Origin of the sequence: Ralstonia sp. RRA (assembly GCF_037023145.1) — a bacterium.
In the GTDB taxonomy this organism is placed as follows: domain Bacteria; phylum Pseudomonadota; class Gammaproteobacteria; order Burkholderiales; family Burkholderiaceae; genus Ralstonia.
This window is the reverse complement of record NZ_CP146092.1, coordinates 132,547-155,504: the sequence shown is the minus strand read 5'-3', so window position 1 is coordinate 155,504 and position 22,958 is coordinate 132,547. Positions and strand designations below refer to the sequence as shown.

The following is a 22,958-nucleotide window of genomic DNA, read 5'->3' as shown; positions in this document are numbered from 1 at the left end:
TGAGAACACCCGATGGACCCCTCCAGCGCCTTCCTTGACGCAGACATGGCGTTTCCTGTTGATTCTCCCAGTGATGGGAAACCCGTGGTGCTGGAATCAGGGCCGATCATTTCACTGCATTTCGATGAGCAGGCAATCCAGAGCCTCATGCTCAGGCATGCGCCCAACAAGCTGGTGCTCGGCTATACCCGGACGATGATGAGCTTCTTGCTCTTGCACCCGGCGCCTGCCCGGATTTCGATCATTGGTTTGGGTGGCGGCTCGCTGGCCAAGTACTGCTATCACCATCTTCCCGATACGAAAGTGGTGGCGATCGAGATCGACCCGTCCGTGATCGCCTTGCGCAATGCGTTCCAGATTCCGCCGGATGACGGTCGCTTCGAGGTGGTCTGTGCCGATGGCGTCGAATACGTCAAAGGCCAAGAGGCGCGGCCGGATGTGATTTTGGTCGATGGCTTCCTGGCATACGGCATGCCCGCGCAACTGGGCACGGCGGAGTTCTATGCGGATTGCCGCGCACGGCTTGCAGACAATGGCGTGCTGGTTGCCAATTTCCTGGAGACGGACCCGGATATTCCGTTCTACCTGGACGAAGTCCGCACTGCGTTCGGCGAGTCCTTCTCCATCTGGCTTTCCGAGGATGGCGGCAACTACACCTTGCTGGCCTGGAAGGGGAAACTCCCACCGCTGAACGCGTTGCTCACGCGTGCGCAAAGTCTGGAGACACAGCATGTGCTGGACTTGTGCTCGGCGGCACATCATCTGAAGCAGCGTGGGCGGCCGACGGTGGATCGCGCATTCTGACGGATCCGGGGCCTTTGATGCACTTGCGGTCCGCGCCGCCCTGGTTGGCCAGCGCCGTTCAAGCGATCAGACAGCCTTAAGAACAGCCATTGCCTTGTCAACCGCCTCTTGCGAGTCAACTGCAATGTAGGCAACGAACTGCGAGTCGATCGCTGCGGCTGAGAAGCCCCGGAGGTTGATTCCGGCCTCGGCAAGGTCCTCGGTCAGTGCCGCGGCAATGCCTGGCTGATTGCGGCCCGTGACACGAACGCAGTGCTGTTTTTGCGAAACGTTGAAGCCCGCCACCGCCGCGGCCTGCATTTCGTGATCGCCTTGCAGTGGGGTGATGAAGACAACGCCTTCGCCGAGTCTGTCGGGGCTGCGGCGCGCGATGATCCACTGCAGATCGGCCCCGGCATCGCGCAGGGTCGTCAAGACCGTTGCCAGGCCACCTGGCTTGTCTGGAATGCTGGCTGCCCAGACTTCCACTTGCTCCACGATGAGGTCCATTGTCATGTCTCCTTGCTTCGTTTGGTCAACGTCGCATGACATCGCGTACTGCGGGGGAGCGTCTTAGCAATGCAGTATAGGCATCCAGTGCTTTGCGGAGATCAGATCATCCCGCCATTCACGCCAATCAACTGCCGCGTGACATAGGAGGCGGCATCCGACATCAGAAAGCCCACCACCGCAGCCACCTCCGCCGGTTGGCCAACGCGGTTCATCGGCACGGCCTGCAGGGCCTGATCCATGTGTTCCATGTGGGCCAGCATTTCGGTTTCGATCAGCCCGGGCGCCACGCAATTGACGGTGATCTTGCGCGAGGCCAGCTCCACGGCCAGTGCCTTCGTCGCGCCAATCAACCCGGCCTTGGCCGCGCTGTAGTTGACCTGCCCGCGATTGCCCATCACCCCCGAGACGGAGGCAATGGTGACAATGCGCCCGCCCTGGCGCGCACGCACCATCGGCATGGTGAGCGGGTGCACGACGTTGTAGAAACCGTCCAGGCCCGTTTCCAGCACGATGTCCCAGTCTTCGTCGGTCAGGGCGGGGAAGGCGGCATCGCGCGTTACACCCGCGCACAGGACGATGCCGTAGTACGCGCCGTGCGCTTCAACGTCGGCTTCGAGCTGCGTGCGGCAGGCATTGCGGTCGCGCACGTCGAACTGCAAGACGTGGGCAGTGCCGCCCTGCGCTTGAATGTCGGCCACGACGGCCTCGGCCTCTTTGCGGCCGCTGCGGCAATGGACCGAGACGTCGAACCCGTCAGATGCCAGTTGGTAGGCGATCGCGCGGCCAATGCCACGGCTTGCGCCCGTCACAAGAACACGGCGGCTCATGTGGTGAGACTCCTTTTCGGTGACGCTTGGAAACGTGTGATTGCCCAAGACTAACACCGTGGCTCAGGCAAATTTCAGGAAGCCGCGCCGAGCATGTTCCGACTGGCATCTCGGGAAGATGGGTACGGCGGAATCTGATTGATAGGTCTGCCCTTGCTTTGACGAAGCGCGCGTCACCACACTGCGCCGTGTCGCTTTCAGTGCCATGGAGGAAGCGATCGAGGCGTGGAACCCTCGTTACGCCGCGTTGCCTCAGACCAGCACGTGACGTGTCTCTGCAAAGAAGCGGTGAATCTCCGCTTCAATGTCCGGATCGATCATCTTGTCTGGCCGCTTCCCGTTCGGGCAGGCGAGTCGTGGAGTTGTCCCAAATAATCGACAAATCAACGGGCGTTCCGAATACACGCTGCATCCCTTGGCATCGAGATGCGGGCAACTCAGGTTTGCCAGTGCGGTTTCGTGTTCGCTGTCGCTCTTGACGGGAAGCCTCGACATTTCTTCCGTCGAGGCTGTTACGGGCCCGCAACAGTCGTGGCATCCAGGGACGCACTCGAAAGTGGGAATACGTTGGCGAAGAAATCGAATTCTTTGACTATTCATTGGTGGATAGCGCGGGAAGGGCGGACGTCGATTACACCCTTGATGACGGGTTGCATCAGCGAGGTAACGCCCGATTTTGCCCGAACTGCCCAAACGCCTGCCCACTCAACTCCAACGCATTCATGACCGAGCGCTCCACCACCGGCGCCAGCGACGTCATCATCACCATCACTAACATCAGCCCCACCACCAGCGTGGCGGAAATGCCCACGGCAAACGGGTTGAGCGCCTGAGCGGTGCGTGCGAGCACGGCAAAGGCCAGGTTGACGATCATCATGATGGCGATGATCGGCAGGGCGACGCGCACGGCCAGTGCAAAGGCGATGGTGCCGCCTTCGGCCAGTGCCTGCCAGCCGGGGTTGGCCAGCGGCGCAGCAGAAACGGGCAGGGCAGTAAAGCTGTCGAACAGGGCGTGCAGCAGCACAAGGTGCCCGTCGCCGGCAATGAAGGCGGTGAGGGCCGTGAGATTGAGGAAGCGGCCGAGCAGCATGCTGCTTTCGGTCTGCTGCGGGTCGATCAGTGTGGCAAAGCCCAGGCCCATCTGTATCGACATCAGCTCACCCGCACCGCTGATGGCGCTGAACACGAGCTGCACACAAAACCCGAGCGACAGCCCGATCGCCACTTGCAGCAGGGTGATCCACAGCCCCTCGTATGAGCCCACGGACACGCCAGGCGGCACCGGCAGGATCGGTGCCAGCGCCACTGTGAGGATCACGCCGAACGCCACCTTGATCGACATCGGCACTTCCGTGTTGGCAAACGGCGGTGCGATGGCGATGAACGCCAGAATGCGCACGAGCGGCCACCAGTACATGGCGATCCAGCCGTTGAGCTGGGTGGCGGTGAACTGGATCATGGTGGCGCGATTGGCGGTGCGGAGTGCCTACGTCAATTGACGTAGTTGGGGATGTTGGTGAGCAGATCGCGCGTGTAGTCGACGATCACGCTCACGAGCCAGGGGCCCGCCAGGATCATGGTGGCGGCCACGGCCACCAGCTTGGGAATGAACGACAGCGATTGCTCGTTGAGCTGCGTGGCAGCCTGGAACACCGCCATCAGCAGGCCGACCACGAGCGACACCAACAGCATCGGCGCGCCCACCATCATGGCGACCTGCATCGCCTGGCGCGCCATATCCAATACGTACTCGGGTGTCATGGCGGCTCCTTATTGCACAAAGCTCTGGGCCAGCGAGCCCAGCAGCAGGTGCCAGCCATCCACCAGCACGAACAGCATGATCTTGAACGGCAGCGAGAAGATCGACGGCGTGACCATCATCATCCCCATCGACATCAGCACGGCCGCCACCACGATGTCGATCACCAGGAACGGGATGAAGATGGCAAACCCGATCTGGAACGCGCTCTTCAGCTCGCTGGTGACAAAGGCGGGAATGAGCGCGCGCATGGGCGTCTGCTCGGGGCTGGCGATGGGCGGCATGTTGCCCATCTTGACGAACAGGGCGAGGTCCGGCTCGCGCGTCTGCTTGAGCATGAACTGGCGCAGCGGGGTGGCGGCCGTGTCCATGGCCTGTTCTACGGTGATCTTGCTGTCGCGCAGTGGCACGTAGGCGTCGGTGTACACCTTGTCGAGCACCGGGGACATGACGAAGAACGTGAGAAACAGCGCCAGCCCAATCAGCACCTGGTTGGGCGGCGTGGTCTGCGTGCCCAGCGCATGGCGCAGCAACGACAGCACGATGACGATGCGCGTGAAGCTGCTCATCATCAGGATGATGGCCGGCAGGAAGCCCAGCGACGTGAGAAAGATCAGCGTCTGCACCGGCAGCGTGTAGCTCTGCCCGCCAGCAGTGCCGGAGAGCAGCGGCAGGCCGGGTTGCGCCTGCGCAAACACGGCGGGCGCGGCACACAGCAGGGCCAGCGCAGCTAGGTAACGGAAAACAGCACGCATGTTCATTCCGACTTCCCCGTCAGGTGGCGCTTGACCTGGACGGCCAGTGCATCCGCAAAGGAAGGGGGTTTGGTATTGGAGCCATCGCCGGAGTTAGTATTCGGCTCGGCTGGCGTGGCGGGCTCAATGGGCCGTGGCAGCGTGTGCAGCGTCTGGACGTTGTGCTGGGTAACGCCCAGCACCAGCCACGTGCCATCCACTTCCACCACCACGACTTTCTCGCGGGCGCCCAGCATCTGCTGCGCCACCACCGAGATGACCTGGCTGCGGCGCCCAGGGCCCATGCCCGCACGCTGTTGCAGCCTGCGCAGCAGCCAGCCGGCTGCCACGATCATGGCCAATACGACAAACAGGCCGCCCAAGGTGCGGGCCCAATCAACTGCATGGTTCATTTCAATACCTTGCCCGGGGGGAGCAGTGGTTGCGCAGGGTGCGTCGTGTATGACGCTGGGTGGTTCAACTCAGCGGTTCAACTTACGGATACGTTCGGACGGCGTGATGATGTCGGTCAGGCGGATACCGAACTTCTCGTTCACGACCACCACTTCGCCCTGGGCGATCAGGTAGCCGTTGACGAGCACGTCCATCGGCTCGCCGGCCAGTGCGTCCAGCTCCACCACCGAGCCCTGTGCCAGTTGCAGCAGGTTCTTGATGGGCACCTTGGTGCGGCCCAGCTCCACCGTCAACTGCACGGGGATGTCCAGGATCATGTCGATGTCGTTGCGCGTGTTGCCGGCCGCACTGGGGTTATCGACAACCAGCGGCTTGAACACCGAATCGGTGGCTGGCGTGGCTGCCGGCGGATTGGCGGCTGCACGTTGTGCTGCCTCCAGTGCCATGGCCTCTTCCATCGTCATCTCGACATCGATGTCGTCGGCGCTGGTCTCGGGGTTCATGGTCGGTTCAGTTGTCATCTTCAGACTCCATGGCAGATTCACTGCCGCTCATATTCAGCATGCGGTTGACCCGCAGGGCGTATTGACCGTTGAAGGTGCCGTAGCTGCATTCCATGACGGGCACGCCGTCTACCTTGGCGGTCACGAAATCGTCCAGCTCAACCGGCAGGACATCACCCACCTTCATGTTCAGGAGGTCGGAAAACTGCACGCGGGCGGTGGTCAGGGCTGCAATCAGTTCCACCTCGGCGGTTTGCACCTGCTGCGAGAGCAGGCGAACCCAGCGCTTGTCCACTTCCAGCGCCTCGCCCTGGATGGCGGAGGTGAGCCGGTCGCGGATCGGCTCGATCATCGTGTAGGGCATGCAGATGTGCACGTCGCCGCCGTTGCTGCCCAGCTCCACACTGAAGCTGGTGCTGACGACCACCTCGTTGGGCGTGGCCACGTTGGCAAACTCGGTGTGCATTTCCATGCGCAGCGCTTCGAACTCGATCGGGTAGATCGGTTGCCAGGCCTTGGCGTAGTGCTCGAACACGAGCTGCAGCATGCGCTGGATGATGCGCTGCTCCACATCGGTAAAGTCACGGCCTTCCACGCGCATGTGGAAGCGCCCGTCGCCACCGAACAGGTTGTCGACCACCAGGAAGATCAGGTTGGGGTCGAACACGAACAGCGCCGTGCCGCGCAGCGGCTTGACGTGCACGAGGTTGATGGCGGCCGGCACGACCAGGTTGCGGATGAACTCGCTGTACTTCTGGACCTTCACCGGCCCAACGGAGATTTCCGCATTGCGGCGCATGAAGTTGAACAACCCCAGGCGCCAGTTGCGCGCAAACCGCTCGTTGATGATTTCCAGCGTGGGCATGCGCCCACGGACGATGCGCTCCTGAGAGCCCAGGTTGTAGGTGCGTACACCAGACGGGTCGGCCGCGACAGGTTCCTCGTCGACCTCGTTGGTGACGCCCTTGAGGAGCGCATCGATCTCCTCCTGGGAAAGAAACTCTTCCTTGAGCATGTCACTGAATCACGAAGTTGGTGAACAGGACGTCCGCCACCGGCGATTCCTTGCCGACAGCCTTGAACACCTGCTCGCATTGTTCGACGATTTCCTTGGCCAGCGCGGCCTTGCCCTCTGCCGGATACAGCTCGGTGGGCGACTTGCTGGCCAGCAGCGTCAGGATTCGGCTGCGCAGTTCGGGCGTGTAGGTCTTGATGCCTTCTTCTGCGTGCTTGTCAAAACTCTTGAAGGTGATACCGATCTGCAGATAGCGATCGTTGCCTTCCTCGGGCTTGAGGTTGACGGTCAGGGTATCCATTGGCACGAACACCGGCTCTTTGGGCTTGGCCGGTGCGGCGGGGGACGCGGCGTGGTTGGCGCCTCCCAGGAAGAACCAGGCAGCGGCGCCGCCCATGCCGACGAGCACGAGCACGATCAGGATGATCAGCAGCAGCTTGGTGGAGCCGCCCTTGGCAGCAGGGGCGGGGGCAGTCGTGGCGGCAGCGGCTTCGGCCATGGGGATCACTCGGAGCTAATGGGACAACGATCGGGGGGAAGACCTGCCCGGCTCGAAATTCGGAAATTCCAGAGTCGGGTTCTCGGATGGCATTCTTCCTCACCTCTGTCCAGCTCATTCCGGCAAGAAACGCGGTCAATCCCGTCTATCTCGGGGGTTTGCGGCAAAGAGATGGGGGAATCTGGTTATCGAAAAGTAATTCATAAGTCACTTTATGGTGGCATATCTCGTCCCCATGCGCCTTCCTCATCTCCCGGCGCGCACACCGCTGCGTAAAAGTGATGTCGGCCCGAAAGATTTGCCCGTGCGTGCCGTTGTAGTTCTGCAAAGGGCGCCGGGCAGGTTTCGGCGCCGCACACACGTCCTGCCGGAAGCCGTCTTGAATTCCTTGCCCTTTCCCACCCGAGCTGCTCTTGGCGCCGTCGATGCCGACGGGCTGCCGGCTGACTGTCCGGCACGCGGCGAGCCACCAGGCTTCTGCCCGAAGCTCGATCTGCTGTCGATGGTCAACGCGCTGACAGAGGGCATTCTGGTGTGCGACGGCCAGCGGCGCGTGACCTACGCCAACCCCAGCGCCGCGCGCTTGCTGGGTGTGCCGGTGGCCGATCTGATTGGCCGCACGCTGCCGCAGGTGGTGTTGTCGGCCGTTGACGAGTTTGAGACGCCGATCCACGACGCCGACTGGCCCGACATCGACGTGATGGCCGAAGGCCTGCCGCAGTTGAACCAGATTTTCGGGCTGCATTGCCAGGACGGGCGCACCGTGTGGGTGTCGAGCAACTGGACGCCGCTGTACACCGAGGGCGGCCACGCGATGACTGCGGTGCCGGCGGCTGGATCCAATGCGGGCATGCCGCCGTACTCCGTGCTGGTGTCGCTGGTCGACATTACGCAGATCCGCGAGGCGCAGCAGCGCATCCGGCATCTGGCCACGCACGACACGCTGACCGGCTTGCTGAACCGCTCCGCGCTGGAAGACCGCCTGGAGCACGCACTGGCCATCGCGCGCCGCAACCGTACGCGCGTCTCGGTCATGTTCCTGGATCTGGATCGCTTCAAGAACGTCAACGACACGCTGGGCCACCAGTTTGGCGACATGCTGCTGCGTGAAGTGGCGGCCCGCCTGCAGGCCTGTGCGCGTGAGGCCGACACAGTGGCGCGCCTGGGCGGCGACGAATTCGTCGTCATGCTCGAATCGCTCGACGGCCTGGGCACGCGCCGCGTGGCCGAGCGCATTCTCTCGGCCATCAGCGCGCCGTTCTACATTGAAGGGCAGGAGTTGTTCCTGGGCGTGTCGATCGGCATTGCCGTGGCACCCCACGACGGCGACGACCCCAACACCTTGCTGCGCAAGGCCGACGCGGCCATGTATCTGGCCAAGGAGCGCGGCCGCAATAATTTTCAGACGTTTACCAGCGATCTGGACGACCGTGTTTCGCGCCGGTTCCGCATTGAATCGGGCCTGCGCCGCGCCAGCGACCGCAACGAGTTCTACGCCGACTACCAGCCGCGCGTGGACGTGAAGAGCGGCCGCATCGTCAGCGTCGAGGCGCTGATCCGCTGGAACTCGGCAGACTTCGGCCGCATGATGCCCGGCCAGTTCATCCAGGATGCGGAAGAAACCGGCCTGATCGTCGAGATCGACCGCTGGATCCTGCGCGCCGCTTGCGATCAACTTGCACGCTGGCGCCGCATCGGGCTGCCGCAACTGCGCATGTCGATCAACTTGTCAGGGCAGGCTTTCAGCTCGGGGCAGCTCAGTACCATGGTGCGCGGGGCGTTGTCCACCAGCGGCTTGCCCGGTGACGCAGTCGAGCTGGAGATGACCGAGGGCATCCTGATCCGCGATGATCCGTCGCTGCATGCGCTGCTGACCGAGCTGCGCGCGATGGGGGTGTCGCTGGCGCTGGACGATTTCGGCACCGGATATTCATCGCTGTCGTATCTGCACCGTTTCCCGATCGACACGCTCAAGATCGACCGCTCATTCGTGCAGGATTTACCGCACGTGGCCGAGCGTGCCGCCATCACGCGGGCCATCATCATGATGGCGCAGGCGATGGGCATGAAGACCGTGGCGGAGGGCGTGGAGACCGCCGGGCAACTCGATTTCCTGCGCGAAGTCGGCTGCGACGAGTATCAAGGCTACCTGCTCACGCGGCCGCTGGAGCCTTCCGCCGTGCAGGAGTTGGTGCGCGAGAACGTGCGCCGCTGTGGGTTGCGCGAGCCACGTCTCCTGTGATTTTCGATCTTTTTTAGGATGCCCTGAAAAGCGTAGCGAGCGGTCCGCGGTTGGTTCGAGAAGCGCAGCCGTACACGCGTACGGCGAGCATCGCAGAGCCAAGATCGGATCGCGCAGTAGCTTTGCAGGGCAACCTATAGCTGCAAGCCGTTGCTGACCACGTACATGGTCACCTCGGCGTTGTTGCGCAGCTTCATCTTCGAGAGTACCCGCCCCCGATACACGCTGACCGTCTTGGCGCTGATCTGCAGTGCCTCGGCAATCTCGCTTAGCGTGCGGCCGGAGCCGAGCATGCGCAGAGTCTGGAATTCCCGGTCGGACAGGACGTCGTGGCGGGGCTTGTCCCAGTCGACGTTCAGGTTGTCGGCCAGCACTTCCACCAGGTCGGAGGGCAGGTACTTCTTGCCCTTGGAGATGGCGTTGACGGCCGCGAGCAACTGCGGCTGGCTGGCGTCCATCGGCAGATAACCGGATGCGCCGGCCTTGAGTGCGCGCACGGCCAGCAGCGCCTCGGGGTGGCGACCCAGTGCCAGCACGGCCAGGCGCGCATGCTGCTGGCGGACGGCCTTGATGGTCAGGAATTCGTCACCGGTGGCAGATTCCACCGAGAACAGCATGACGTCCCACTCGCGTTCGGCAAGCAGGTCTTGGTTGGTGTTGTGCAGGTCGGGTACAGCCTCGATCTGCCGGGCCAGGCGTGAATCCTTGAGGATTTGGCGCAAGCCGGCACGGGCAATATCGTGCGGTTCGACAATCAGAACGTTAAGCATGGTGGGCGTTGCGGTCAAACGGGCTCGACTTGAGCTCTTCTAACCGCCGGCAGGTTTTGGGCTGGTCCGGCGGGCTTGCAACTCCCCATCTGTGCGATGGCGCTCTCTATACAGGGATGCGGGCGCCTCTGAACTGGTCGATCGAGTATAGCCGAGCGCGTATCTGCCAAGAAGGCGGCCCGGCGCCTCTTTTGGTGGGGGGCGGAAGTAGGAGGTGCCGCCGGAGCCAAACCGCCGCTCGCGCACAAATTTGTCAAGTTGCCCCTAAACTTTCTGCCGCGGCCACCGATAACCTGAGTACAACGCAGACCTGATCCCCTTCAAGTTGCAGGTCACGTTGCCCGGCCTAGCCGGAACGAGCAACCAAACGGGCAACAACGCCATCGGGAAACTTAGGAGCCGTCATGTCCCTCAGCCTTAATACCAACATCTCGTCCCTGCAAACGCAGCAAGCTCTGTCGGAATCGCAGAACGCTCTGCACACGTCGCTGCAACGTCTGTCGACCGGCCTGCGCGTGAACAGCGCCCAGGACGATGCCGCCGCTTACGCTGTGGCCTCCAGCCTGACCACCACGCTGAACTCGCAAACGCAAGGTATCCAGAACTCCAACCAGGCGATGTCGTATCTGCAAACGGCCGACTCGTACCTGAGCCAAGTTGAAAGCAACCTGCAGCGTATGAACCAGCTGGCTGTGGAAGCCAACAACGGCGGTCTGTCGACCACCGACCAGGCCAACCTGGACAAGGAATACCAGAAGCTGGCCACCGCCAACAAGAACATCGAGACCAACGCGAACTACAACGGCAACAAGCTGTTCGACGGTTCGGTCACGTCCACGGCGTTCCAGTACGGCCAGAATGCGGCGACCGATGTGACCACGGTCTCCAACGCCAACCTGTCGACCTTCGGCACGCTGGCTGGTACGAGCGTGACCAGCGCCGCCAACGCCACGGCAGCCCAAGCCGCCATCGCCACCGACCTGACCAACCTGAAGGCAGCTCGCGCCAGCCTGGGTGCTCAGCAAAGTGGTCTGACCTCGACCATCAACACGCTGACGTCGAACAACACTGCGCTGTCGGCTGCCAAGTCGTCCTTGATCGATACGGACTATGCGTCGGAAACGTCGAACATGACGCGTCAGAACATCCTGCAGCAAGCGGGTACGGCCATGCTGGCGCAAGCCAACTCGGCACCGAACAGCATCCTGAACCTGCTGAAGGGCTAATAGCAGGCTGATACTGGCCCGGCCTGTCTGGCGACAGACGGCTGGGACAAAGGCCGGCGCTCTTCGGGGCGCCGGCCTTTTTCTTTGGTCGGATACCCCCCTTCATCAGGGGTGGCGTATGGGCGCCATGCCCTAAAGAAGTGGCAGGCACTGCCGTTGAGAAGAAAGACTTCCCGCCAAGCAGCCGCTCACCAGATTCGATCATGGCGACCACAACGACCTCTTCCACCACCAGCAACTACGTACCGCCGATCTCGATCCCCGGTATTGGGACGAGCATCGACGTCAACACGCTGGTCTCCAGCCTGATGAGCGTGGAAAGCCGGCCACTGACACAGTTGCAGACCCAGCAGAGCTCGTACCAGACGCAGCTCTCGGCCGTGGGTACGCTCAAGAGTTCGCTGTCGACCTTCCAGACTGCGCTGTCGAACCTGAGCAGCCTGTCGAACTACAGCTCCATGAAGGCGAGCGGCTACGACACATCGGTGTTGAGCGCGTCGGTCACCGGCTCGGCCGCGGCCAGCTCCTACGCCGTCAATGTGACGCAGCTTGCGCAATCGCAGGTGCTGGCAGCGCAAGGGCAGACGTCCACCACGACGTCCATCGGTAGCGGCACGTCCACCACGATCTCCTTCTCGTTCGGCACGGTGTCGGGCGGCAGCTTCTCCAGCGGCAAGTACACGGGCTCCACGTTCACACAGAACGGCAGCCTGCCGGGCGGTTCGATCACGATCAATTCGTCCAACAATACGTTGGCCGGCATTCGTGATGCGATCAACTCGGCCAACCTGGGTGTGTCGGCCAGCATCGTCAATGATGGCAGCGGCAACCCGTACCGCCTGGTGCTGACCTCCACGGCGGGCGGCTCCAACTCGGAGATGAAGATCTCCGTGTCGGGCGATTCGACGCTGTCTTCGCTGCTCTCGCAAGATCCGGCCGGCACGCAGAACATGACCGAGGTGACCACGGGCCAGAACGCCCAGGCCACGATCAATGGCATTGCTGTGCAGAGCCCGACCAACACGTTGTCCAACGTGGTGACTGGCACGTCGTTCACGCTGGCCAAGACCGGCAGCACCACCGTGACGGTGGCGAATGACCCGACCGCCACGACCACAGCCGTCACGAACTTCGTGAACGGCTACAACGCGCTGCGCACGCAACTGAATTCGCTCACCAACATCGACACCAGCAACGCGGCCAACAATGGCCCGCTGGCTGGCGATGTGAGCACCAAAACGCTCATCAACCAGATTACGGACGTGCTGGGCCAGGCGGTCGGTAGTGGCAATTACCAGTCGTTGGGCAGCGTGGGCGTGACGATGAATTCCGACGGCACGCTGTCGATCAACAACACCACGCTGTCGGCGGCTATTGCCGCATCGCCCAGCCAGGTGGCTGGCTTGTTTGCCGGCACTGGTACGGCTACGGATGCGCTGGTCAACGTGCCGACCTTCTCGGATACCACGCAGTCAGGCAGCTACGCCGTCAACGTGACGCAACTGGCCACGCAGGGCTCGCTCACGGGCTCGGCGGCAGCCAACACGACCATCACGGCCGGCACGAACGACACGCTGGCCTTCAATATCAGCGGCATCGCCGTCAACGTGACGGTGCCGGCTGGCAGCTACAGCGCTGCTGGCCTGGCTGCGCAGATCCAGAGCCAGATCAACGCGTCGTCGAGCCTGCAGTCCGCCAAGGTCACCGCGTCGGTTTCGGCCAACGCCAGCGGCGTGCTGTCGGTTACCGACAACCAGTTTGGTTCGATCTCGGCGGTGTCGGTGTCGGGCAATGGCGCTTCGTCTCTGTTCGGTAGCCCCACTGCAACGAACGGCCAAGATGTGCAGGGCACCATCAACGGCGTGGCGGCTACAAGTTCGGGTCAGAACCTGTATGGCGCCACCGGCACGGCCGTCGATGGCCTGACCGTGCAGGTGACCGGCGGTGCGCTGGGCAACCGCGGCACGGTGACAGTGCAGCGTGGCTACGCCGCACAGCTCAACACAGTCATGACCAACCTGCTGTCGAGCAACGGCATGGTGCAGAACGAGACGGACGCGATCAACAGTTCGCTCACCTCGATCGCCAGCCAGATCACCAACATGCAACTGCAGTTGAGCAACAAGCAGGCCCTGTACTACACGCAGTTCAATGCGTTGTCTGCAGCGGTGGCCAGCATGACGAATACCAGTACCTACCTGACCACGCAGCTCGCGGCCATCGCCAACCAGACCAAGAGCAACTAAGTCAGGGTTGAAACACGACCCTGAGCACCACCCATAACAAGATCACAGCGAGGACCTTTTTCATGTACGCAGCACGCCGCGCCATCGGTGCCTATGCGCAAGTCGGTATCGAGACGTCTGTGGTTGACGCTAACCCGCACCGGCTGATCGCCATGCTGTTCGATGGTGCACGCGCCGCTGTCAAGCTGGCCGCCGCCTCCATCGAGCGCGGCGACCTGCCCACCAAGCTGCGTGCCTTTGACAAGGCTATCTCGATCATTGGCCAGGGCCTGCAGGCCAGTCTCGACCACAAGCGTGGGGGCGAGATCGCCGCGCAGCTCAATGGTCTGTACGATTACATGATGCGCCGTTTGGTGGTGGCCAACGGCACCAACGACCTGACGATGCTTGCCGAAGTTGACGGTCTGCTGGCGTCGTTGCAGGAAGCCTGGCTTGCCATCGGTCAGCCGGGTGCTGCGGCGCCCAGCAACCGTCTGAGTGTTGTGAGCTGACGCGGCTGGCCGCGCAGTAAAGCGATTTTTTGATTGAATTCGGCCCAACTGGAGCCAACATGCACCGCCACATCCCGATCAAGGACAGCGAAAGTCTGTTCGTCTGCTACGAAGCCATCGCGCGCCTGACTGCCGAGATGGTCAATGCTGCTGAAGTGGGCAACTGGGAGATCGTCAGTACGCTGGAGAGCGAAAGCGCCGCCTATGTGGATGCGCTGCGCCGTTCTGAGCCGCACCCTACGCTGTCACGCGACGACATCGAGCGCAAACGTACGTTGCTCGTGCGCATTCTTGAAGACGACGCCCGCGTACGCGCGATGGTGTATCCGCGTCTGGATCGCCTGCAGAAGCGCATCGACACGGCACGCCGTGCCAACACTGCCAGCAACGCCTACGGCAGCATGGCACGCTACTGATCTACAGGATCACTCAAACCTCGCGAGGCGCAGGCGCGCCTTGCATCTGCCTCGACAGCGCCAGGTATTGCTCGGATTTGCGGGCAAGCACGTTGGCCTGCATCTGATACACGGTAGCGAGTTGCTGGGCAGCCAGGAAGCTGCCTCGCCCAACAACGCTGCCGTCCATCCCCGCCTGATCGCCAATCTCCAGGCAACGGCAGAATGCCTGCTCCGCCAACGGCAGCCATTGCGTGCTGGCGTGCTCAGGATGTTTGACCGCCGCATCCACCAACACCAGGCCCAGCGCGAAACACAGATCCGGAAAATCCGGCCATGCATGGATGCTGGTATCCGCATGGGCCATCGCCTCGTCCAGTCGATCCGATTTGCCCAGGCTATACAGATAGCGCAGTGCGAGGCTGCGGCGGTACGGTGCGTCTTGCGGCGCGAGGGCGAAAGCGCGGGCGTAATAGTCCGTGGCTCGAGCGTAGTCTTCCTGATGCAACTCGATTTCCTTGCCGAGCTGGAATAGCACGTAAGGATCATCAGGTCGATGCTTGAGTTCGTCGAGCAGGAGCTGCGTATTGCGCTCGCCTTTCTTCTGCATCTTGGCGGCGGTATAGCCATCGTGCCGCAGCACGATGGACAGGCGCTGCGCCGGCAGTGAAGACACCGGCTGTTCATGGATGCGGCCCACATAGCGCACGCCACGTGGCAGCAGGCGGGGGAGCCATGCAATCAACTGGCTGGCGGAGTTGGCCGCATCGGTATCGTTCTTGATGCAGAGGATGCCCAGCATCGGGTTGGCGTTGCTGAGGGCGCGCAGATGTTCACCACCGCTTTCCAGCCATTCATCCGCATCCAGGACGAGGTTCCAATCCGCATTGGCGGCCTCCAGCGCAGCGTTGCGGGCTGCTGAAAAATCATTCTGCCAAGTCATCTGGCTGACATGCGCGCCGCATGCCTGGGCAATGGCGATGGTGTCGTCAGTGGAGCCGGTATCCAACACCACCATGCGGTCGACAAACGGTTTGGCGCTGAGCAGGCAGCGTTCGATGCAGGTGGCTTCATTGCGCGCGATGACAACCAGCGCGAGGTTGGTGGGAGTGGATTGCACGGTGTGTCGGAAAAATGAAGATTCGGGATGCGTCCTGGCCTGTCGGTCAGGTGAGCGTGGCTAGCCGCGGTCGTCGGCCGCAGCAAGCGCATTCAGCAGCTTGTGCAGCACTTCGCGCGTGGCGCTGATCTCGTCGGGCTCAAGCGGAATCTTGCACGTGAGCGCTGGCGGCACCTTGGTGGCGCGCTCCTTGAGCGCGCGGCCGGTCTCGGTCAGCTCGATGACAACGCGGCGCTGGTCGTCCCGATCGCGCGTGCGTGTGAGCAAACCCTGTTCTTCCAGTCGCTTGAGCAACGGTGTGAGCGTGCCGGTATCCAGGTACAGCGTGCGTCCCAGATCGCCCACGGCGCACGGTGTCTGCTGCCAGCAGGCGAGCATCACGAGGTATTGCGGATAGGTCAGATCCAGCTCGTCGAGCAGCGGACGGTACAGGCGCGTCAGCAGATGGCCGGCGGCGTACAGAGGAAAACAGAGCTGCTGATCGAGCGCCAGCACGTCGTTCACGGAAGACTCCCGGGGACGGTCCTGGCGCCTGTGCGGCGCGTGCCGCAGCAGCCTGGGCAGGCGGCTGGCGCGTGACCGAATGCAATGGGACGTCAATATTGCCACGGACGGCATGCGAATTGGGCACGCGCAGGAGGCGGCAGTTGTAAGCGCTTTTGCCGTCGCTCGATGTGGCCGCGCAGCGCAAGCGACGGCAGGGTCACGTCAGATCGACATGCCCATGATGCTCTGGTATGCCGAGACCAGCTTGTTGCGCACCTGCACGGCGGTCTGCAGGTCGATGTTGGCCTTCTGCAGCGAGAGCATCACGTCGTGAAGGTCCACATCGTTGTTGCCCATCTCAAAGCTGCGCGAGATGGACTCGGCCTTCTGCTGTGAAGCATCGACCTTGTCCAGCGACGACTTGAGCACCGAGCCGAAGTCGACACTGGGTTGCGTGGCGCTACCGCTGGCAGTGCCGCTGCCGACCGCGCTGGATGGTGCCAGCACGCTGTTCATCAGCGAGACCACGGAATTGGCGTTGGAGAAATCCATGCTGGGTTCAACTCAGGGAAATTTGGCGAGCGTTTCGAGTTCCGACACGAAGCGGACTTCGCGGCCGGCTGGCACCGGAATGTCCATCGGAATTGGCGTTACGACGATGGTGTGATGCGGAATGGCTGCGTCGTCGTCGAGCACCAGGAACTCCGTCCCGGCAAAACCGTGCGCGTGATGGAAGATCTGCAGCGGCGCGCGGCGCAGGGTGGCGTACTTCGGCGGCTGAGGCTTGAACGGATCGAGCTTGGCCAGGTATTCAAACGCGGCGTTGACGCGGTAGAGGTCATAAGGAGCGGGCAGATCAGCCACCTCACCCAGCGCGCGAACGCGGTTGGCGATGTAGTAGTTGTCGATCCAGTTGCCACCTTCATTCGTGCGCAGGCGCAGCGCTACCTTCATGCGCGTTAGGACGAACTGGTTGATGGCGTTTAGCCACTCCTGCCGCTCTTGCGGTTGCAGTGTGTGCGAGAACTTGCCGAACACGTATTCCAAGCCGCCACGATAGCGGTCCCATGCGTGCTTGACCTCTTCCGTGCCTGCCTGGGCGCGGGTTTCGTCAGCAAAGTAACGCGTCACGGATCGGTAGAACGGCGTCTTGCTGAAATAGAGCGCGTACGACCCCAGCATTTCCGCCGAGTGCGCGAATGCCCAGAACGCGTGTTCCGGTGCGCTGAAGTACAGTGTGTCGAGGACTTCGCGGCGCGCCAGGTAGATCTCCGGGAAGATGTGGTGCGACAGGATCAGCGCCAGCAGCTTGGGGTAGTCCCGCTGCTCGATCAGATAGTCGTCGTCCTGGTGGTAGAAGGGCATGATGTCCCGCCGGTCGGGCAGGTCGTGAATCATCCACGGCGCGAAGATGACGCCTACTCCAGGGTTGCGCTCGAAGATATCGAGGTTGTTGTTGATCTCGGACAGAATCGGCAGGTCGTCATCGGCGTGGTAGAGGACGTATTTGCCCTGTGCGCTGCGGTAGAGCTGGTTCAGGTTTTCAGCGGAACCGAGGTTGGACGGGCGCCGGAAATACCGGATGTTCAGCCGATCCTGGTAACGCGCCACGACCTGTTCGGTGGCGTCGCCTGAGCAGTTGTCACCAATCAGCAGCTCATAGCTGTGTTTCAGCACGCCGATTTGTGCGACCAACTCTTCCAGCAAATTTTCCAGGTAGCGCGCCCGGTTGTAGGTCGGGATGCAGATGCTTAGCGCGATGGCGTGGGTCGGCGTCGTCTTGGTGGAGTCCATCTCAGGAACCTATGCGTTGACAACGGGTCAGGCAACGCGCTTCAGATAGCCGTCCGGTGCGACGGTAATCAGGAGCTTGTGGTGGATGTCGGCGTCGATCACGAATTCCGGGTGGTCACGCAGGTAGGCATGCACGGCGGTCTTCGGGTTGTTGCCGACGCCCCACGGGCGATCGTGGAACATCGCTTGCGGCATGTCTTCGACGGCGGTGTCGAACACCACGCAGTAGCTGCCCACGCTGGTGAGCGGTGCGTAGGCTTCCAGTTCGGCCAGTACATGGTCGTGGGTATGGTTGGAGTCCAGCGCCACCAGCACCCGTTGTTTGCCCGCGGCAATCTGCTTGACCTGCTCGATGATGCCCGCATCGATGCTGGAGCCTTGCAGCATCTGGATGCGTCGCGCCATCGGGTGCGCCTCGATCGCCTCGCGGTTGTGCTGGCGGATGTCGATGTCGATCCCCAGCACCTTGCCGTCGCCATGGCCGCTCTGGGCCAGCAGTTCCAGCATCGACGCATAGAAGATCATCGAGCCACCGCGCGCGATGCCGGTTTCGATGATCAGGTCTGGTTTCACTTCCCAGATCAGTTGCTGCATGGCCAGCACATCTTGCGGGCACTGGATGATGGGCACGCCCATCCACGTGAAGTTGTAGTGGTACTTGTGCGTGGTCACTTCACGCAGCCAGATGCGCGACAGTGCCTGCAGGTCTTTGTCCTGCCCCAGCGAGCGGATGTTCTGCTGGACTTCGCCTTGGAACTTTTCGATGTCATTCATGGGTAAATTCGCGCCAGTTGAGGGTCTGTGGGCTCAGGTATTGCTTGCCTGCCGTGCCGTGATTGGCAATCAGGTCGAGGCTGCTGACAAAAGGGGTGAATGCGCCGTGGAGTTGCTGGTACGGGCGCATGGCGTAGTTCATGTATTCGACGGTGATGCCGTGCTGCTCGAATTCGGCGTGGGCCAGGTAGTTCTTGGCACCGTGTCCGGTGATGTACTTGGTGCCTTGCAACTTGCGCACGATGGCCAGCACGCGGTCTGTGTTGCGGCCGGGGATGTTCAACGCAGGCGAGTCGACAAACTTGCGGTCCAGTTCGATGCCCAGATAGCCGCACACCGCACGCATGGAGGCCAGCGCCAGCGCACCCATGTTCGGGTACTCCACCGCGTACACCGTGCCCACCAGCGCCAGCATGTCGCCAGCATAAGGCGCGGCCTCGTAGGCCTGCTCCAGCATGCGCAGATGCTGCGCGCGCCAGTCGACGTTGACGGCGGGTTTGACCTCGTCAATGCGCGCGCCCAGGTGAAATTTTTCCAGCGGAACCGTCATCCAGCGCGTGCCGGCGGGCTCTTTGATCTGCACGCGGTTGGTGAAGCTGCCCTTGGAGAACTGCACGTCGGCATAGTTGACGAGCACGTCCGCCAGCACGATCTGCTCAAGCAGGCCGACCCAGGGGAACAGCATCGGTTGGGTAATGACGACGTTCATGGCGCCAGCATCCGCTCCATGAGAACAACGTCATGCCAGCGATTGGCTTGCAGGTAGTGCGCATGCAACGTGCCGACATGCCGGAAATCGAGCTTCTCGTACAGTGCGATGGCGCGCGTGTTCTCGGCCAGAACTTCCAGCGTGATCTTGCGCAGGCACAGTGTTTCGCTGGCATAGGCAAATGCCGCTTCGCATGCGGCGCGCCCATACCCTTGACCCTGTGCGGCCTGCGCCAGGCAGATGCCAAGCGAAGCATGCCGGTTGACCGCATCGATGTGGTTCAACTGGAGATAGCCCAACACGCTGTCATCCGTCTGGCTGGCAATGATGAACAGCACTACCTCGCTCTGCTTGGATTTTCCGATCAACCAGTCGCGCACGCTGGCCACGGAGTTGGGCCGCGGACGTGTCATCAACTGGAGCTGCATTGGCACATCGTTGCGAAGCGGCAGCAGTTGCGCAATGTCGCTCTCGCGCCATTCCCGAAGCAGGAGTTTGCCGCGCGCAATCATGGCTGGAACTGGAAGTAGCGGAAGCGGTTGGGAAATGCCGCCTCCACGGTGTGTTTGACCTCATCGGCAATCACCGGGTTGACGGCCAGATACACCAGTTCAACTTCCGCCGGAATGTCGGCCAATGCAATCACCGGCTTGCCTGCCAATGACGAACCTTGCAGATAGGGGTTCTGATCCACAAAGGCACGCAGCGCATGCGGGTGCTGCAGGTTGTTGGCTGTGTAGGTGCCGTAGAAGCCTGCGCCATAGATCACCGCGGGGGCGCCTTGGTGGCGCGATTCGAAATCGCCCAGATGGTTCGCCGCGTGCTGCCAGAACCGGGCCAGGTGGTTGGCAGCCGCGATCGTGTCTGCCAGCGGCTGCGGCTCGATAGCGAACGGGGCACGGTCAGCCACCTCGGTGCGCATGGCCGTGACGACAAACGCGCCACGATGGCTACGCTCATCCAGGTCAAGCAGATCGAACCCGTGGGTTGCGAGCAGGGCTTGCAGCGATGTGCGCGTGAAATGGTTCACGTGATCCGCCACCAGGAAGTCGGCGGTATTCGTGAACGTGTTCGGCACGATGGCGTAGAGCCGCCCGCCTTCGCGCAGCAGGCTGCGGATCGTGCGCAACGCGGTTGTCAGGTCCGGAATGTGTTCGAGCGAGAAGAACGAGCTGACCACATCGAACGAGACCTGCCATGCCGGCGGGATGGTGTACGTGGCCCAGTGTTCCGGGCTGACAAATTTCTCCCAGAAGCCGACATAGCGGTCGCTGATGTCAAACAGGTGGACGTTGACGTCCGGCCGCTGCTGCAACAGCCGCCGCATCGTGGCGCTCTTTGCGCAGCCGAAGTCGAGCACGCGCGCGCCTTCGGGCAACGCCAGCTTGCGCTGGAGGAGTGCCACCTGATGATCGGCACGGAAGATCTTCTCGCCGTGCTCGACCGCGTAGATCTGATCTTCCTCCTCGCTCTTGACGAGGATGTCGTACTCGGTGTCGTAGAAACTCCCGTTGTCACACAGCTCGACGGTCTGGATGTGGCCGCACGCCGCGCAGCAGAACACCTCAAGCGTGCCCTCCATCGACCGCTGCAATGAAGACAGCGAGCTTTGCGGGGCCGCGGTGTAGATCGGGGCTGCCAGTGGTGTCTGGCAAACGTTGCATGGTTGCGCACTCATGATGGGTTTTCCGCGCAAAGTTCGGGGTGGACGGTGCGGAAGTCGACACCGTTCGCATACGAGCCTTTCCAACCGTGCGCACGGCCAGTCGGCTCGCGGAAGTTGAAATAGCGGAACTGCATTGACCAGCGAGACCGATGGCTGGTGTTGTGTCCCGATGCGTGCAGCACCAGAAAATCGACCAGCACCAGATCGCCGGGCTTGGTCAGCGGCGATACATGCGGATAGCGCGCGAGATAGTCGGCCTCGTCCTTGAGCATGAGCGCGTAGGCGCCTTGCTTGCCGGCGTTGTCTGGGTCTGCGCTGACGACCGGCAGCGGCCCTTCGCGGTGCGAACCGGGGCAGAACTCGACCGGACCGATCTCGGGGGTGATCTCCACCAGCGGGCTCCAGAACACCACGCCATCAAGGCTGCGCAGCTGCGCGGGGTACTCCTGATGCCAGTTGGCGCGAAACTTCTCTTCGCGTGGGTTATCGATGCGAATGCCGTAGCCGCCGCCGGCAATGCCAGGCAGCGCGCCGGGGCGCAGTTCCGATACCAATTGCTCATGGCGCGGGTCGGCCAGCAAGCGTACAAACGCGGGGATCTGCTTGACCGCGTCGTACACCTCGCCGCCGTAGGATCGCTTGGCCTGGATCAGCGCCTGATACCCGTCGTCAAAGCAGTCCGGTGCAAACGGCACGCGCGCGATGTCCAGCCGGTACTTTTCGATGATCAGACCGATCACGTTGTAGATGGCGCGTTGAATCGGTTCGATCTGCGCTGGCGCGTAGAAACCGGGCACGATCAGCAGGCCGTCGCGCCGGAAGGTCTCGACTTGCTCCGGGCTCAGGAGGCCAGGCATGACAGCTTCTCCTGATGTTCGCGCACGAGATCGAGCACCACCTGCGACACGGTCTCGATATTCTCGCTCGACATGTCGTGATACGACGGTAGGTTGATGGCGCGCTCCGCAATCGCGTAGCTGTTGGGCGTGTTGCCTGCCGGCTTACCAAAGAGCTCGGTCTGGCTGAGCGGGTAGAAGAACACGCGCGCATCAATGCCACGGCGCGAGAACGCTGCCAGCAGCCCGTCGCGCGTGATACCCAGCGACTCGTCAAACACAACCGTGGGCATCCAGTAGCTGTTCAGCGTGCCGGGTGCTTCCGGGTTGAGCGCAATGCCGCTGATGCCACCAAGGTGCTGCGCATATGCCGCGAAGATCTCGCGCTTGCGTGCGACCAGCGCATCGGCCCGCTCAAGCTGCGCGCAGCCGATGGCGGCCTGGATATTCGAAATCCGGTACTTGAAGCCAATGAAGTCAGACCAGAACTGCTTGCCGCCCGGCACGCGACCGTGATTGTTCAGCGTCATCACGCGGTCGTACAGCGCACGGTCGTTGGTGACGAACATACCGCCTTCGCCCGTGGTCATGGTTTTGGTGCCGTGGAACGAGAACGTGCCGAAGATGCCTTGCGCGCCCGCCGCATGTGCGCCCCAGCGCGAGCCAAGGGCTTCGGCCGCGTCTTCAATCACGGGAATGCCGTAGCGCTTGCCAATGTCCAGCAGGCGGTCCATCTCGCACAGGTTGCCGTAGAGGTGCGTGGCAACGATGGCCTTTGTACGCGGCGTGATGGCGGCTTCCACCAGCGCCGGGTCCACACACCACGTGTCGGGCAGGATGTCGACAAACACCGGGGTGGCACCCACGTAGGTGATGGGCGAGGCGGTGGCAATCCAGTTGGTGTCCGCCAGGATCACCTCGTCGCCTGCGCCGATGCCCAGCGCCGCCAGGCCCATGTGCATGGCACCGGTGCAGCTCGACGTGGCAATGGCGTACTGCGTGCCGACAAACTTGGCGAACTGTTTTTCGAAGCGGTTGATATAGGCGTAGCACTGGTCGCCCCAGCCGTTGCGGGCGGCATCGGTGGCGTACTCGACTTCCAGCTCGGTGATTGATGGCTTGGAATACAGAATCTTCTGGGTCATGGCTGTTCCTG

27 protein-coding genes are annotated in these 22,958 nt (G+C 62.2%); 6 read left to right on the top strand and 21 right to left on the bottom strand.

The features are described 5' to 3' along the window. The first annotated feature begins 12 nt into the window (after positions 1-12). Positions 13-804 carry a fused MFS/spermidine synthase gene (locus V6657_RS18735; protein WP_048935580.1) on the top strand — a complete coding sequence of 264 codons (792 nt, stop codon included), beginning with the start codon at positions 13-15 and terminating at the stop codon, positions 802-804. Between the two features lie 66 nt (positions 805-870). Here V6657_RS18735 and V6657_RS18730 read toward each other — a convergent pair whose 3' ends face one another. From V6657_RS18730 to fliL, 10 genes are all read right to left on the bottom strand, one after another. Continuing rightward, entirely contained in the window at positions 871-1,293 is a 423-nt protein-coding gene (locus V6657_RS18730; RefSeq protein ID WP_048935579.1) for an ACT domain-containing protein, read from the bottom strand. Positions 1,294-1,394: 101 nt separating this feature from the next. Further along, the gene (locus V6657_RS18725; protein ID WP_048935578.1) at positions 1,395-2,123 is read right to left on the bottom strand and encodes a 3-ketoacyl-ACP reductase FabG2; all 729 of its coding nucleotides are present in this window, start codon (positions 2,121-2,123) and stop codon (positions 1,395-1,397) included. Between the two features lie 252 nt (positions 2,124-2,375). Continuing rightward, positions 2,376-2,723 (bottom strand): YkgJ family cysteine cluster protein, encoded by a 348-nt coding sequence (locus V6657_RS18720; RefSeq protein ID WP_082170298.1) that lies wholly within the window; start codon positions 2,721-2,723, stop codon positions 2,376-2,378. A gap of 55 nt (positions 2,724-2,778) precedes the next feature. Further along, on the bottom strand, positions 2,779-3,582 hold the full coding sequence (gene fliR, locus V6657_RS18715) for a flagellar biosynthetic protein FliR (RefSeq protein WP_048935577.1): 804 nt from the start codon (positions 3,580-3,582) through the stop codon (positions 2,779-2,781). Between the two features lie 32 nt (positions 3,583-3,614). Then, positions 3,615-3,884: a flagellar biosynthesis protein FliQ gene (gene fliQ / locus V6657_RS18710; RefSeq protein WP_021193480.1), complete on the bottom strand. Its 270-nt coding sequence runs from the start codon at positions 3,882-3,884 to the stop codon at positions 3,615-3,617. 9 nt (positions 3,885-3,893) lie between these two features. Beyond that, entirely contained in the window at positions 3,894-4,643 is a 750-nt protein-coding gene (gene fliP, locus V6657_RS18705) for a flagellar type III secretion system pore protein FliP (RefSeq protein ID WP_048935576.1), read from the bottom strand. Continuing rightward, the gene (gene fliO / locus V6657_RS18700) at positions 4,640-5,029 is read right to left on the bottom strand and encodes a flagellar biosynthetic protein FliO (protein WP_048935575.1); all 390 of its coding nucleotides are present in this window, start codon (positions 5,027-5,029) and stop codon (positions 4,640-4,642) included. The genes fliP and fliO overlap by 4 nt, the downstream gene beginning before the upstream one ends. 69 nt (positions 5,030-5,098) lie before the next feature. Further along, complete coding sequence (gene fliN, locus V6657_RS18695) at positions 5,099-5,551, bottom strand: flagellar motor switch protein FliN (protein WP_048935574.1); 453 nt, start codon at positions 5,549-5,551, stop codon at positions 5,099-5,101. Next, complete coding sequence (fliM, locus tag V6657_RS18690) at positions 5,541-6,548, bottom strand: flagellar motor switch protein FliM (protein WP_048935573.1); 1,008 nt, start codon at positions 6,546-6,548, stop codon at positions 5,541-5,543. Before fliM ends, fliN begins: the two co-directional genes overlap by 11 nt. 1 nt (position 6,549) lies before the next feature. Continuing rightward, positions 6,550-7,047, bottom strand: a complete 498-nt coding sequence (gene fliL, locus V6657_RS18685) for a flagellar basal body-associated protein FliL (RefSeq protein ID WP_048935572.1) — start codon at positions 7,045-7,047, stop codon at positions 6,550-6,552. Positions 7,048-7,549: 502 nt separating this feature from the next. Between fliL and V6657_RS18680 the strand changes: the two genes are divergently transcribed. Then, positions 7,550-9,289 (top strand): EAL domain-containing protein, encoded by a 1,740-nt coding sequence (locus tag V6657_RS18680; RefSeq protein ID WP_048935604.1) that lies wholly within the window; start codon positions 7,550-7,552, stop codon positions 9,287-9,289. Positions 9,290-9,423: 134 nt separating this feature from the next. On the opposite strand, the gene V6657_RS18675 is transcribed toward V6657_RS18680, so the two are convergent. Then, a complete protein-coding gene (locus tag V6657_RS18675; protein WP_048935603.1) occupies positions 9,424-10,059 on the bottom strand; it encodes a response regulator transcription factor in 636 nt (211 codons plus the stop codon). 404 nt (positions 10,060-10,463) lie between these two features. On the opposite strand from V6657_RS18675, the gene V6657_RS18670 reads away from it, so the two are divergent. The 4 genes from V6657_RS18670 (at position 10,464) to V6657_RS18655 (ending at position 14,438) form a co-directional block, all read left to right on the top strand. Then, on the top strand, positions 10,464-11,285 hold the full coding sequence (locus V6657_RS18670) for a flagellin (RefSeq protein ID WP_048935571.1): 822 nt from the start codon (positions 10,464-10,466) through the stop codon (positions 11,283-11,285). A 203-nt stretch (positions 11,286-11,488) separates the two neighbouring features. Next, positions 11,489-13,531, top strand: coding sequence for a flagellar filament capping protein FliD (fliD, locus tag V6657_RS18665; RefSeq protein ID WP_048935570.1), 2,043 nt, complete (start codon positions 11,489-11,491; stop codon positions 13,529-13,531). A 62-nt stretch (positions 13,532-13,593) separates the two neighbouring features. After that, positions 13,594-14,022 carry a flagellar export chaperone FliS gene (gene fliS / locus V6657_RS18660; RefSeq protein ID WP_048935569.1) on the top strand — a complete coding sequence of 143 codons (429 nt, stop codon included), beginning with the start codon at positions 13,594-13,596 and terminating at the stop codon, positions 14,020-14,022. A 59-nt stretch (positions 14,023-14,081) separates the two neighbouring features. Then, positions 14,082-14,438, top strand: coding sequence for a flagellar protein FliT (locus V6657_RS18655; protein WP_048935568.1), 357 nt, complete (start codon positions 14,082-14,084; stop codon positions 14,436-14,438). Between the two features lie 13 nt (positions 14,439-14,451). Here V6657_RS18655 and V6657_RS18650 read toward each other — a convergent pair whose 3' ends face one another. The 10 genes from V6657_RS18650 to V6657_RS18605 all read right to left on the bottom strand — a co-directional run bounded on the left by V6657_RS18650 (position 14,452) and on the right by V6657_RS18605 (position 22,947). Then, positions 14,452-15,537 carry a glycosyltransferase family 2 protein gene (locus tag V6657_RS18650; protein ID WP_048935567.1) on the bottom strand — a complete coding sequence of 362 codons (1,086 nt, stop codon included), beginning with the start codon at positions 15,535-15,537 and terminating at the stop codon, positions 14,452-14,454. Positions 15,538-15,597: 60 nt separating this feature from the next. After that, a complete protein-coding gene (locus V6657_RS18645) occupies positions 15,598-16,041 on the bottom strand; it encodes a MarR family winged helix-turn-helix transcriptional regulator (protein WP_048935566.1) in 444 nt (147 codons plus the stop codon). A 204-nt stretch (positions 16,042-16,245) separates the two neighbouring features. Then, complete coding sequence (fliE, locus tag V6657_RS18640; protein ID WP_048935565.1) at positions 16,246-16,575, bottom strand: flagellar hook-basal body complex protein FliE; 330 nt, start codon at positions 16,573-16,575, stop codon at positions 16,246-16,248. 12 nt (positions 16,576-16,587) lie between these two features. Continuing rightward, the gene (locus V6657_RS18635; RefSeq protein WP_048935564.1) at positions 16,588-17,817 is read right to left on the bottom strand and encodes a glycosyltransferase family A protein; all 1,230 of its coding nucleotides are present in this window, start codon (positions 17,815-17,817) and stop codon (positions 16,588-16,590) included. A 27-nt stretch (positions 17,818-17,844) separates the two neighbouring features. After that, on the bottom strand, positions 17,845-18,591 hold the full coding sequence (locus V6657_RS18630; protein WP_048935563.1) for a cephalosporin hydroxylase family protein: 747 nt from the start codon (positions 18,589-18,591) through the stop codon (positions 17,845-17,847). Continuing rightward, positions 18,584-19,300 (bottom strand): WbqC family protein, encoded by a 717-nt coding sequence (locus V6657_RS18625; protein WP_048935562.1) that lies wholly within the window; start codon positions 19,298-19,300, stop codon positions 18,584-18,586. The genes V6657_RS18630 and V6657_RS18625 overlap by 8 nt, the downstream gene beginning before the upstream one ends. Then, entirely contained in the window at positions 19,297-19,812 is a 516-nt protein-coding gene (locus V6657_RS18620) for a GNAT family protein (protein WP_048935561.1), read from the bottom strand. The genes V6657_RS18625 and V6657_RS18620 overlap by 4 nt, the downstream gene beginning before the upstream one ends. Beyond that, complete coding sequence (locus V6657_RS18615) at positions 19,809-20,978, bottom strand: class I SAM-dependent methyltransferase (protein WP_048935560.1); 1,170 nt, start codon at positions 20,976-20,978, stop codon at positions 19,809-19,811. Before V6657_RS18615 ends, V6657_RS18620 begins: the two co-directional genes overlap by 4 nt. Continuing rightward, positions 20,975-21,823, bottom strand: coding sequence for a phytanoyl-CoA dioxygenase family protein (locus V6657_RS18610; RefSeq protein ID WP_048935559.1), 849 nt, complete (start codon positions 21,821-21,823; stop codon positions 20,975-20,977). Before V6657_RS18610 ends, V6657_RS18615 begins: the two co-directional genes overlap by 4 nt. Further along, complete coding sequence (locus V6657_RS18605; RefSeq protein ID WP_048935558.1) at positions 21,808-22,947, bottom strand: DegT/DnrJ/EryC1/StrS family aminotransferase; 1,140 nt, start codon at positions 22,945-22,947, stop codon at positions 21,808-21,810. Before V6657_RS18605 ends, V6657_RS18610 begins: the two co-directional genes overlap by 16 nt. Between the last annotated feature and the right edge of the window lie 11 nt (positions 22,948-22,958).

Bases quoted from the DNA above. Each gene is read 5' to 3' on its own strand.
- V6657_RS18735 (WP_048935580.1), top strand. From the start codon at position 13: ATGGACCCCTCCAGCGCCTTCCTTGACGCAGACATGGCGTTTCCTGTT.
- V6657_RS18730 (WP_048935579.1), bottom strand. From the start codon at position 1,293: ATGGACCTCATCGTGGAGCAAGTGGAAGTCTGGGCAGCCAGCATTCCA.
- V6657_RS18725 (WP_048935578.1), bottom strand. From the start codon at position 2,123: ATGAGCCGCCGTGTTCTTGTGACGGGCGCAAGCCGTGGCATTGGCCGC.
- V6657_RS18720 (WP_082170298.1), bottom strand. From the start codon at position 2,723: ATGAATAGTCAAAGAATTCGATTTCTTCGCCAACGTATTCCCACTTTC.
- fliR (WP_048935577.1), bottom strand. From the start codon at position 3,582: ATGATCCAGTTCACCGCCACCCAGCTCAACGGCTGGATCGCCATGTAC.
- fliQ (WP_021193480.1), bottom strand. From the start codon at position 3,884: ATGACACCCGAGTACGTATTGGATATGGCGCGCCAGGCGATGCAGGTC.
- fliP (WP_048935576.1), bottom strand. From the start codon at position 4,643: ATGAACATGCGTGCTGTTTTCCGTTACCTAGCTGCGCTGGCCCTGCTG.
- fliO (WP_048935575.1), bottom strand. From the start codon at position 5,029: ATGAACCATGCAGTTGATTGGGCCCGCACCTTGGGCGGCCTGTTTGTC.
- fliN (WP_048935574.1), bottom strand. From the start codon at position 5,551: ATGACAACTGAACCGACCATGAACCCCGAGACCAGCGCCGACGACATC.
- fliM (WP_048935573.1), bottom strand. From the start codon at position 6,548: ATGCTCAAGGAAGAGTTTCTTTCCCAGGAGGAGATCGATGCGCTCCTC.
- fliL (WP_048935572.1), bottom strand. From the start codon at position 7,047: ATGGCCGAAGCCGCTGCCGCCACGACTGCCCCCGCCCCTGCTGCCAAG.
- V6657_RS18680 (WP_048935604.1), top strand. From the start codon at position 7,550: ATGGTCAACGCGCTGACAGAGGGCATTCTGGTGTGCGACGGCCAGCGG.
- V6657_RS18675 (WP_048935603.1), bottom strand. From the start codon at position 10,059: ATGCTTAACGTTCTGATTGTCGAACCGCACGATATTGCCCGTGCCGGC.
- V6657_RS18670 (WP_048935571.1), top strand. From the start codon at position 10,464: ATGTCCCTCAGCCTTAATACCAACATCTCGTCCCTGCAAACGCAGCAA.
- fliD (WP_048935570.1), top strand. From the start codon at position 11,489: ATGGCGACCACAACGACCTCTTCCACCACCAGCAACTACGTACCGCCG.
- fliS (WP_048935569.1), top strand. From the start codon at position 13,594: ATGTACGCAGCACGCCGCGCCATCGGTGCCTATGCGCAAGTCGGTATC.
- V6657_RS18655 (WP_048935568.1), top strand. From the start codon at position 14,082: ATGCACCGCCACATCCCGATCAAGGACAGCGAAAGTCTGTTCGTCTGC.
- fliE (WP_048935565.1), bottom strand. From the start codon at position 16,575: ATGGATTTCTCCAACGCCAATTCCGTGGTCTCGCTGATGAACAGCGTG.
- V6657_RS18635 (WP_048935564.1), bottom strand. From the start codon at position 17,817: ATGGACTCCACCAAGACGACGCCGACCCACGCCATCGCGCTAAGCATC.
- V6657_RS18630 (WP_048935563.1), bottom strand. From the start codon at position 18,591: ATGAATGACATCGAAAAGTTCCAAGGCGAAGTCCAGCAGAACATCCGC.
- V6657_RS18625 (WP_048935562.1), bottom strand. From the start codon at position 19,300: ATGAACGTCGTCATTACCCAACCGATGCTGTTCCCCTGGGTCGGCCTG.
- V6657_RS18620 (WP_048935561.1), bottom strand. From the start codon at position 19,812: ATGATTGCGCGCGGCAAACTCCTGCTTCGGGAATGGCGCGAGAGCGAC.
- V6657_RS18615 (WP_048935560.1), bottom strand. From the start codon at position 20,978: ATGAGTGCGCAACCATGCAACGTTTGCCAGACACCACTGGCAGCCCCG.
- V6657_RS18610 (WP_048935559.1), bottom strand. From the start codon at position 21,823: ATGCCTGGCCTCCTGAGCCCGGAGCAAGTCGAGACCTTCCGGCGCGAC.
- V6657_RS18605 (WP_048935558.1), bottom strand. From the start codon at position 22,947: ATGACCCAGAAGATTCTGTATTCCAAGCCATCAATCACCGAGCTGGAA.